At 46.8% G+C, this 9,308-nt stretch carries 8 protein-coding genes; 4 read left to right on the top strand and 4 right to left on the bottom strand.

The genetic code is table 11. From position 1 onward, the window contains the following. Nucleotides 1-37 precede the first annotated feature (37 nt). Entirely contained in the window at nucleotides 38-859 is an 822-nt protein-coding gene (locus tag FZ041_RS13965) for a deoxyribonuclease IV (RefSeq protein WP_075442605.1), read from the bottom strand. Between the two features lie 169 nt (nucleotides 860-1,028). On the opposite strand from FZ041_RS13965, the gene FZ041_RS13970 reads away from it, so the two are divergent. Further along, a complete protein-coding gene (locus FZ041_RS13970) occupies nucleotides 1,029-1,829 on the top strand; it encodes a class I SAM-dependent methyltransferase (protein ID WP_149190009.1) in 801 nt (266 codons plus the stop codon). 161 nt (nucleotides 1,830-1,990) lie between these two features. On the opposite strand, the gene FZ041_RS13975 is transcribed toward FZ041_RS13970, so the two are convergent. Beyond that, entirely contained in the window at nucleotides 1,991-2,344 is a 354-nt protein-coding gene (locus FZ041_RS13975; RefSeq protein WP_075442600.1) for an ASCH domain-containing protein, read from the bottom strand. A gap of 237 nt (nucleotides 2,345-2,581) precedes the next feature. Between FZ041_RS13975 and FZ041_RS13980 the strand changes: the two genes are divergently transcribed. The 3 genes from FZ041_RS13980 to FZ041_RS13990 all read left to right on the top strand — a co-directional run bounded on the left by FZ041_RS13980 (nucleotide 2,582) and on the right by FZ041_RS13990 (nucleotide 5,474). After that, nucleotides 2,582-3,295 carry an SIMPL domain-containing protein gene (locus tag FZ041_RS13980; protein WP_149190010.1) on the top strand — a complete coding sequence of 238 codons (714 nt, stop codon included), beginning with the start codon at nucleotides 2,582-2,584 and terminating at the stop codon, nucleotides 3,293-3,295. A 36-nt stretch (nucleotides 3,296-3,331) separates the two neighbouring features. After that, on the top strand, nucleotides 3,332-4,492 hold the full coding sequence (locus FZ041_RS13985) for an acyltransferase (RefSeq protein WP_149190011.1): 1,161 nt from the start codon (nucleotides 3,332-3,334) through the stop codon (nucleotides 4,490-4,492). Nucleotides 4,493-4,592: 100 nt separating this feature from the next. Further along, nucleotides 4,593-5,474, top strand: coding sequence for a DMT family transporter (locus tag FZ041_RS13990; RefSeq protein WP_149190012.1), 882 nt, complete (start codon nucleotides 4,593-4,595; stop codon nucleotides 5,472-5,474). A 31-nt stretch (nucleotides 5,475-5,505) separates the two neighbouring features. Here FZ041_RS13990 and FZ041_RS13995 read toward each other — a convergent pair whose 3' ends face one another. Both FZ041_RS13995 and FZ041_RS14000 read right to left on the bottom strand, forming a co-directional pair. After that, nucleotides 5,506-6,456: a metallophosphoesterase family protein gene (locus FZ041_RS13995; protein ID WP_187626390.1), complete on the bottom strand. Its 951-nt coding sequence runs from the start codon at nucleotides 6,454-6,456 to the stop codon at nucleotides 5,506-5,508. Between the two features lie 33 nt (nucleotides 6,457-6,489). Continuing rightward, the gene (locus FZ041_RS14000) at nucleotides 6,490-9,060 is read right to left on the bottom strand and encodes an AAA domain-containing protein (protein ID WP_149190014.1); all 2,571 of its coding nucleotides are present in this window, start codon (nucleotides 9,058-9,060) and stop codon (nucleotides 6,490-6,492) included. Between the last annotated feature and the right edge of the window lie 248 nt (nucleotides 9,061-9,308).

The raw sequence follows: 9,308 nt of genomic DNA on the forward strand, positions 1-9,308 counted from the left end.
CCTATTATAAGAAAACTATCTGAAAAGCGCAAGAACATCAACTGCGCAGCAATTGGATTTCCCGCGCATAGCCATCATGGTCATTCGGCGTCTCGAGAATGAAAGGCAGACCACGAAGCGCCGGATGATTTACTACCCGCTGCAAAGCAGTAAGGCCGATCTCTCCTTCCCCGATCCGCGCATGGCGATCTTTATGTGAGCCACAGCCATTTAAGCTGTCATTAAGATGCACCGCCTTGAGCCTTTCAAGTCCGATCGTATGGTCAAACTCTGCCAGCACGCCATCGAGATCGTTTACGATATCATAGCCTGCGTCCCAGATATGGCAAGTATCGAGACAGACGCCCATTTTTTCGCCCAGCTCTACTCCGTCAAGGATTGCCCGCAGCTCAGCAAACGACCGCCCGACTTCCGTACCCTTGCCGGCCATTGTCTCCAGCAGTACGATTGTCGATTGCTCCGGACGCAGTACCGCATTGAGCTGCTCCGTGATAAGCGCAATGCCAGCTGCTGCCCCCTGCCCTACATGACTGCCCGGATGGAAATTATAATAATTGTCCGGCGTGTACTCCATGCGCCGCAGATCATCTGCCATCATCTCACGGGCAAACACGCGCAGATTTTCCTTGGCCGCACAGGGATTCATCGTATACGGTGCATGCGCTACCAATTTCACGAAGCCATGTTCCGCGGCAAAATCACAAAAAGCCGCTGCATCGGCCGCATCGATTTCCTTCGCGCGGCCGCCCCGTGGATTGCGCGTGAAAAATGCAAACGTATCGGCCTGCATGGACAAAGCTTCCCTTCCCATTGCCAGATACCCGCGCGACGATGACAAATGACAACCTATATGAAGCATAACATTTCCTCCCAGCAATAAATCCTCAGCAACCTCTATATTCTACCGCAAAACAGATTAACCGCCAACCACAGCGCCCTCTCCTGCCCATTGACACATCCATTGGCTTATGGTAGCATATGGCTAAGTAATTGATATTTATTCTCATATATGACGATTGGAGGTTATCATGGAACTTGAATTAGGCGACGTGCAGACAACGGCACTCATTCCGCTGGCAATCAAAGCCAACGAGACCTTGCGGCCCAATGCCCGCATCCAAGATCCCAAAGCAGTCGAAATCATCCAGGCACTAAATATCGATACGGCTCCCTACGATAAATTTCTATCCCATGAGGGAGTTGTCGCCCGGACCATCATGCTCGATCGCCAATTAAAGGCAATCATCGCCCAAGCACCAGACACCGTAATCGTAAATATCGGCGCTGGCTTTGACAACCGGTTCGCCCGTATGGATAACGGCCAAATCTGGTGGTTCGACCTGGATCTTCCCGACTCGATTGCCGCCCGCAAAAAAGCCTTTCCCGAGCAAGAACGCGTGACCATGCTCCCCGGCAACGTGCTAGAAAGCAGCTGGTGCGCCGAAGTAAACAAAGTGCTCACCGGCCGGCAGTCCCCGCCAGTATTTCTTGCTGAGGGACTGTTCATGTATTTCACGCTCGAGCAAATCCGCACACTGCTTGATACACTGAAGAATAATTTCCCGCGGGGCATTCTGATTGCCGAACAAAACAGCAAACTGATGATGCGCAACGAGAAACATCACGATACCGTCAAAAGCACCAACGCCCATTTCCGTTCCGGCACCGACTCCGCCCAGGAAATCGCTGACCTGACCGACGGCATCCGCCTGCTCGAAGAGCACAGCTTCAACGAAGAAATGCAAAAATACACCCTGCGCGGCAAGCTATTTGCCCTGCTGCTGCCCAAAGCCAACGACCGCTGGGCCACCTTTGCCTGGGGCGCCTGAAAACTTGCGGGTCTAAGCTGACATGTCAAATAACCTGTCCCATCCTTACGCCACCACATAAAAGGAGTGACACAGATCATCTGTCCCGTCTGTGCCACTCCTATTTTTTAGTACGCTTTCAGTACGCTTGCGCTATAGCGATTCCCTGCGCCTTACAAAAATCACAAATCGTCATGTACCTCGGTGAAATAGATTACCGTCACGGTATCTTCCATAAGGATGCGGCGTTTGTATATTTTCTCGAAATCTGCCACGAGTTCCTCTTTGGAATTGATTTCCGGATTCTGATGCCCCAGATCGTCGGACGTCAGCGTGCCCATCGTCTTGACGCGAACCTTGTCGAGATAGGCCGAGTAGAGCTTATGCTTCGGCTCGCCCTTTTTGCCCGTCGTGATCCACACGACAGAGCCTTCGGGATAGAGTTTGGATACATCGCCAAGACGTACCGTACAGTTTTTCGTGCGTTCCATGAGCATCTTTTTGTGTTTTGCTGCCTGGAAGTTCAATGCCATCATACTAAAGCACTCCAATCTACCATTGTACCTAGGTGTAAGAATTCCATATAATCTGTGAATATTATTATATGTTCTTCTAATTATAGCAAATCTCCTGCCATATGGAAAACTTTTTCTGTAACCTTGTAAACCATAAACAGCCAGGCCGCTCGCGCTACCGGCACAAACATGTCATTTCCCAGCAAAATATGATATGATAGTAAGGAAAATTTTCCTAAGATTTCAAAGGAGGTTCCTATGAACAGCAAACGCATCGTATTGATTTTCGCAGCCTTGATGCTGCTGATAGCTAATGTAGCAGCCGCCGCACCAGCGGCCAAGAATCTGCCGACCTTGTCCGTGGATGGCGAAGGCACCGGCATTGCCACCCCCGATCGCGCAACAATCACGATTGGTGTGACTTCGCAGGCCAGCGACGCCGGCAAGGCACAGAACGATAACGCCTGGACGACTGAGCAGGTCAACAAGGCCATCAAGGCCCTCGGTATCGAAACCAAGGATATCCAGACCAACAATTATTCGTTCCATCCCAATTACCGCACGGCAGAGAACCATCGCAACGAAATCAGCGGCTATACGGTGAATAATTCCATCATCGTCATCGTCCGCGACATCAAGCAAACCGGCAAGGTCATCGACGCAGCGCTCGGCGCAGGGGCCAACGAGATCCATTCCCTCGACTTCGCCGCAGGCAACACCCAGGCCGTCCGTAAGGAAGCCCTGCTGAAGGCTGTCCAGGATGCACGTGACAAGGCCGAGATTCTCGCCAAGGGACTTGGCAAACGCATCGTTGGCATCCAGAACGTATCCGAAAGCACGGGCTATCTCGAATCGCGCCGCTATGACAATATGATGCTTGCCGCTGCCAAGACAGCTGCCGCTACGACCATCGAGCCGGGCAGCCTGTCGCTCACGGCACGCGTGCACATTGACTACATCCTGGAAGACTGATCCCACCAATACAAGCAGTAAGGAGTTTTTATTTTCATGCAAGAACAAGCAGCAACAGTTTCCCGGCCGCGCAAACCGCGGCTGGCAGCTATCGAATACATCCGCGGAATCTCTATGATGGGCGTCATCGGCATCCATGTCGGCTCCCAATACCTTGCCAATACAGCGGCGAACGTCGATCTCATCGCCCTCTTCGAGGTCGCCACACGTTTCAGTGTGCCGATCTTCTTCTTCATCTCCGCCTTCGGCCTGTTCTATAATCTGGATCTAAACGCTCCGTTTGACTTCCGTGATTTCATGAAGCGCCGCTTCAAGACAGTGCTTGTACCGTATCTTGTCTGGTCGTTCCTCTACCTTTTGCATGACGGCTGGCTCTACGGCGTGGGCTTTCCCGATCCGCTGCATCTCATCGTCCTCTTGTTCTTCGGCAATGCGAAGTACCAGCTCTACTTCCTTGTCATCCTGCTCTGGTTCTACCTCCTGATGCCGCTTTGGATCTGGATGGTGCGTCATGCCGGCAAGGCAAGCCTTACGCTGCTGCTGCTCGCCCAGATCGGCTTTGATTACTGGTCGAGCTTTTCCACGAGCTTCAATCTCTTTGTCTACAGCCTGCCTGACGGGTCAATCCTAAAGCCCTTCCTGATGTACCGCTTGAACTACTGGGTCATGCACTACGTATTCATCTTCGTGCTCGGCGGCTATCTGGCCGTCCATATCGATGCCTTCATGAACTTTATGAAAAAGCACGCCCTGGGCATCACGACCTTCTTCTGGGTAAGCTTTGCCGCCCTCATGGCCTACTACTATAAGCTGATCGATAAGACTGGCTACACGCCGCTGGAGGCCATCAACACGGCGCATCAGCTCTGCCCAGCGGGCATCTTCTACACCATCGCAGCATCGCTGTTCTTCTTTATGGTTTTCACCTACCAAAGCTATCCGGGCTTCCTCAATCCGTTGCTGCACCAGCTCGGCAAGCATTCCTATTTTGCCTATCTGGCCCATCCACTGGCCATCACCTATCTTGGCATGATGCTGCAACACAGCGGCCGCATCATGACCGCACCGATTGCCATTGCCTTCTACTTTGCGACTCTTATCCTCGCCATGCTCGGCGCAATCCTCTGCCGCAAGCTTGGCGAAAAGCTGCCGCTTATCAATGAACTGACCATCGGCGTATATCCAAAGAAAAAATAAACGAAATGCCACTTCTTTCGCAATGACGCGTAATCGTCTTTTGCGAAAGAAGTGGCACTTTTTAACCACAAGGATATTTGCCTGCTAAGGGGATGAAGATTTGACCAAACGAAAACAAGGCCTGCTCATGGTCTGCCTCGGCGCCTCGATGTGGGGCGGCAGCGGTGTGGCAGGACAATACCTGCTGCAGGATTGCGGCTTTTCTACCGCCTGGCTCGTAGTGTCCCGCATGCTGCTCGCTGGCTGCCTGTTCCTGCTCATCGATTACTGCTGCTACCGGCAAAATATCCTGTCCATCTGGAAAGACAAGCAGGACAGGCACGACGTGCTGCTATTTGCCATCTTCGGCATGCTGGCCGTACAATATACGTATTTTGCCTGCATCCAGCAGGGCAATGCCGCCGCAGCTACCATCCTGCAATACTTGATGCCCGTGATAATCATCGGCTATACAGCCCTCTCCACCCGCAAGATACCGCCCCGCCGCGAATTCCTCTGCGTGGCGATGGCCGTAGGCGGTACCTTCCTGCTGGTCACCCATGGGCGTCTCGATACGCTGTCGATTCCGCTTGCCGCACTGCTCTGGGGGCTTGGCTCCGCTTTTGCCGCCGCCTTTTACACCACCCAGCCCAAACGCCTCATCCGCAAATGGCGGGCCACACTGATCACCGGCTGGGGCATGCTGCTGGGCGGGCTTGCGCTGATGCCCCTCTGTCCCCCCTGGCAGTTTTCTGGCACCTGGAACAGTCTGGCAGCCATCATCTACGCCTACATCATCCTCTTTGGTACCATCATTGCCTTCGGCTGCTATCTCGGCAGCATCAAATACATCTCCCCCACCGAAACCAGCCTCTTGGGCTCCATCGAGCCCCTATCTGCCATCATCCTCTCCATGGTCTTCCTGAACGCCAGCTTTGCCCCGCTGGATTACCTCGGCACAGCCCTCATCCTGGGCACCGTCTTCGTGCTGGCGAAAAAATAAGAACATGCCCTGGCTAACAGGATCTGACATGTCAAAATGACCGGTCAAATCCTGTTAGCCATTTCTTATGCTTATGGTCAAAGGTACGGACTTCGATATGATCCTCATACAAGTAGATGGAATTGGTCGTTATCTTCTTCCTGTCCATGCAATCGTTGTGGATATTATACGTATGCTCGTTATAGCGGTTGACCTCCTTATCGGCATAGCTCGGGTTATTGCACGGCGTGTGCGTATGTCCCGATACCCACAGCCTCACCTGGGGATTCTCGGTCAGGATCGCATCGATTGCATCGGCGGGCATCGCAATGGTCTTGGGGGTATTGACGGATTTCTTATAGTTCAGCAAGGTATGGTTGAGGGGCCCATGGAAAAAGACCAGCGTGGTCTTGTCGCGATGCTTGGCCAGATCCTTGCGGAACCACTCCAGCTGTTCCTCGCCAATCTGCGTGGGCAGCGGTCCCTCCGTCGACAGGAAAATCAGATGATACCGGCCAAGGTCTTTGGCATACCAGCGCCGCGGCAGCTGCCAGAACGCAGCAAAATAAGCAAGTTTCCTGCGCCAAGTCGCAAGGCTGGCTACTTTCAGCTTTCCATTGGGCTGCACCCCATCTTCATAAAGGAACTCGTGATTGCCGTTGACGACCCAGAGTTTCTTCTTTAGTTTGCCAAAGAACGAGTGGACATACTCATATTCAGACTGCACCGCCCGCCGCGCGACAATATCGCCCACTACAGCGACTGCTGACACATCCTCCCAGCCATTGATATCGGCAATCACATCGTCCTTGGCCGCCATGATTTTCTGCTGTTCCTTGACATCCGTATGCTCAGCCACGCGCACCGGCAGATGCGGGTCGCCAAGCACGACAATCCGGTAATACCCCCGCCCTTCGGCACTAACCAGCCTTTGCCAGCCGCCAAAGGTCAGCGCCCCAAGACCGACCACTAAATTGCGAATAAATGAACGCCTGCTTAACATTTTCATCACTCCTAAAAGCCCTGAACCCCATCTTTAATTCCTACAAGTTGAATCCACTCGAATCAAATTCCTCAATTTTTCAACAATCTTTTTCTTCTCTTCACTTCCATTTGTAGGCAAGCGAAGAAACGGCAGATTATATTTAGTTATGACACTATTTTTTAACGCATCTCTTCTAGCTTGTTCAGTCCCTAGTTTATGAAAAGCTACTCCATCTACTTCAATCAACAATACCGGCAATTTACTAACTTTATTTACAATTACAAAATCAATATGCGAAAAAGGATTACGTACAAAACTCCTTTCTTCTTGGCTTAGATTGCTGTCATATTTTAAATTAATCAGCATACTTAAAGGCAAATGACAAATCACTTCTAATGCCGCAAAATCATCACCTTGTAAAATATCCTCCAATAACCCATACATAAGATTTTCAGAATCATATTGTGATATACGCTTATGTTTACGGATATATTCGATTCGTCTATCTGTATATTGTTTATATAAATAATCAAATATAGAACTGATTTTACTTTCTCGTATTTCACCATTATTATATCGTATATATTCTATCAAATCAGCTATATTACCACTTCGACTTTGTCTATTTCCTGTTGTAACCAGGAATAATTTTTTTTTTGCTCGCGACACAGCTACATTAATCATATTAGAATTATCAACAAAATCACTAATCTGATTATCTACCGTTGAAATGATAATACATGATTTTTCTCTCCCTTGAAACTTATGAACAGTATCTATTTCTACATTATGTATTTCCTCTTTTAATTTTTCAACTTGGTTGCGGTACGGACTGATAATCCCTATATCTTCCATATCGCCCATTTCTTGTAACACTTCTTCTTTTATCACATCTATTTCACGCTGATTATACCTATCCTCCTTACCATGCCCCCCTTCATTTGTCATTATTACCTTCATTACATCATCATCTACGCCATTCGCTGTCATAATCACTAATTCATCGCGATAAAATTTTTTATTGCAAAAATCAATAATACGTGGATGACAACGATAATGTTCTCGCAATAAAACGCACTGTTCTTCAGCAAGCTCCATCTTAATCGATTGAAGGAAACTGTATGTATATTTATAACAGGCTCTCACAGAAGCGTCTTCAAATATTCGCTCTGCATACTGTCTATATTTTTTATCAACTATATTGGGCAATTGCTTTGAATCTCCTACAATTATTGCATTTTTGGCACGGAGCAAAGCTAAAGCACCTGTAGCTACATCTACTTGGGAAGCCTCATCCATTATGACATAGTCATACATCACATCATCAGATAGACACCTTGCTGATGAAAACGCTGTGCTAAGCACTACAGGATACTCATATATAAACTGATTCGCTTTGTGCATAAAATCTCCCTGATTAAAAGCCATACGTTTTTCATTACACGTAAACTTCTTACTCAAGCAGTCTTGTAAGATAATCATCGAATCTTTACACATCTTATCTAATAAACTACTATCTCTATTACTCAACAAGCGCTCTATTTCTTTTTGCTTTTCTTTTAACTCATTTTCTTTTAATTGATAAAACTTATATTGTAACGATGCTATAATCTGTCTACTATCCTTCGACCAAACAGTCCAATTCCATATTCCATATTTAACCGCACGCAAAGCACAGGATAAGACATACGATACTATATTACTTGTTTTATTCCTTTCACAATCATCTATCAAGTCTAGCACTCGTTTTGATGAAATACTATACACACTTGAAATCTTTTGTATTGTAACAGCATTATCTTCTAAATATCTTTCAAAATATTTCTTTTCTAATAAGAATCCATTCAATTCACCATCAACTTTTGCTTTTTCAACTTGTGCATCAAATATTTCTTGCAGCTTTGTTAAACGTGATTTGTTTTCTTTTTTTAGCTCTAATACATCACCATCATAAGCCCATTTGGACAAATATTCCGGATAACATCCCACTTGTTCCACAAGGAATTTCTGCTTATTAGCGCCGTTCCCAAGCATTGCCGCAATAAATTTCAGCTTGTTACTTTCTAATTTTTCAAGCACGTTATCAACAGCCGAATTATTGTTAGATACTATTTGAACCGTCTGTCCACGCAATATGACATTTGCTATAATGTTCAATATCGTTTGCGTCTTCCCTGTTCCTGGCGGTCCCTCAATAACAGTAACTTGATACCGAAAAGCATTTTCCACCGCCTTCATCTGACTCCTATTGACTTCAAATGGAAAAATAAGTTCATCCGTATCTTTTTTATGTTTATTATCGAGCGATCCATTCATGTAACCATACAATACACTTAAAGGATTTATATACTTGATTTTATTATATATTCCAAGCATTATTCTTTTATTATTATCCCCCAACAAAGGATTAAGTTCAGCTAATCGTTTTAAATATTCAAAAACATTACTATCTTTAACATTATTAGCTTTAACAACTATTCTCCCAACTTTATATGTATATACTTTATCTCTATTATGAAATTTTATTTTCCACACAGATGTATTACTGATTTGTTCACAGTAGGCTATATCCTTCGTTCTATCTTCACCATCAATATAGATTGTGTAATCTTTTAAATTCATTTTACACACCTCTTAAAACAATACTCGATGATTATATCGTACTCTGCCAATAAAACAAAACTACTCTCAATAATATATCATTTCACATCAATCATAAAGCGCCTACCTATAATTTCTCCATAATAAAGCAAAACTCCTTGGAGCTCTAAATTTATATAGAACTATTCCCCTAAAGATAGCATATAAACTTAGCTAAGCTATATCAAGTCTATTTTGAACGAATCGAAAAAGCCCACTGACGCTCCTTG

The sequence above is a fragment of the Pseudoselenomonas caprae genome, assembly GCF_008271345.1.
Taxonomy (GTDB): domain Bacteria; phylum Bacillota; class Negativicutes; order Selenomonadales; family Selenomonadaceae; genus Selenomonas_A; species Selenomonas_A caprae.

What these genes read in the sequence shown, in the direction of transcription:
- FZ041_RS13965 (WP_075442605.1), bottom strand. Translation starts at nt 859, where the DNA reads ATGCTTCATATAGGTTGTCATTTGTCATCGTCGCGCGGGTATCTGGCA.
- FZ041_RS13970 (WP_149190009.1), top strand. Translation starts at nt 1,029, where the DNA reads ATGGAACTTGAATTAGGCGACGTGCAGACAACGGCACTCATTCCGCTG.
- FZ041_RS13975 (WP_075442600.1), bottom strand. Translation starts at nt 2,344, where the DNA reads ATGATGGCATTGAACTTCCAGGCAGCAAAACACAAAAAGATGCTCATG.
- FZ041_RS13980 (WP_149190010.1), top strand. Translation starts at nt 2,582, where the DNA reads ATGAACAGCAAACGCATCGTATTGATTTTCGCAGCCTTGATGCTGCTG.
- FZ041_RS13985 (WP_149190011.1), top strand. Translation starts at nt 3,332, where the DNA reads ATGCAAGAACAAGCAGCAACAGTTTCCCGGCCGCGCAAACCGCGGCTG.
- FZ041_RS13995 (WP_187626390.1), bottom strand. Translation starts at nt 6,456, where the DNA reads ATGTTAAGCAGGCGTTCATTTATTCGCAATTTAGTGGTCGGTCTTGGG.
- FZ041_RS14000 (WP_149190014.1), bottom strand. Translation starts at nt 9,060, where the DNA reads ATGAATTTAAAAGATTACACAATCTATATTGATGGTGAAGATAGAACG.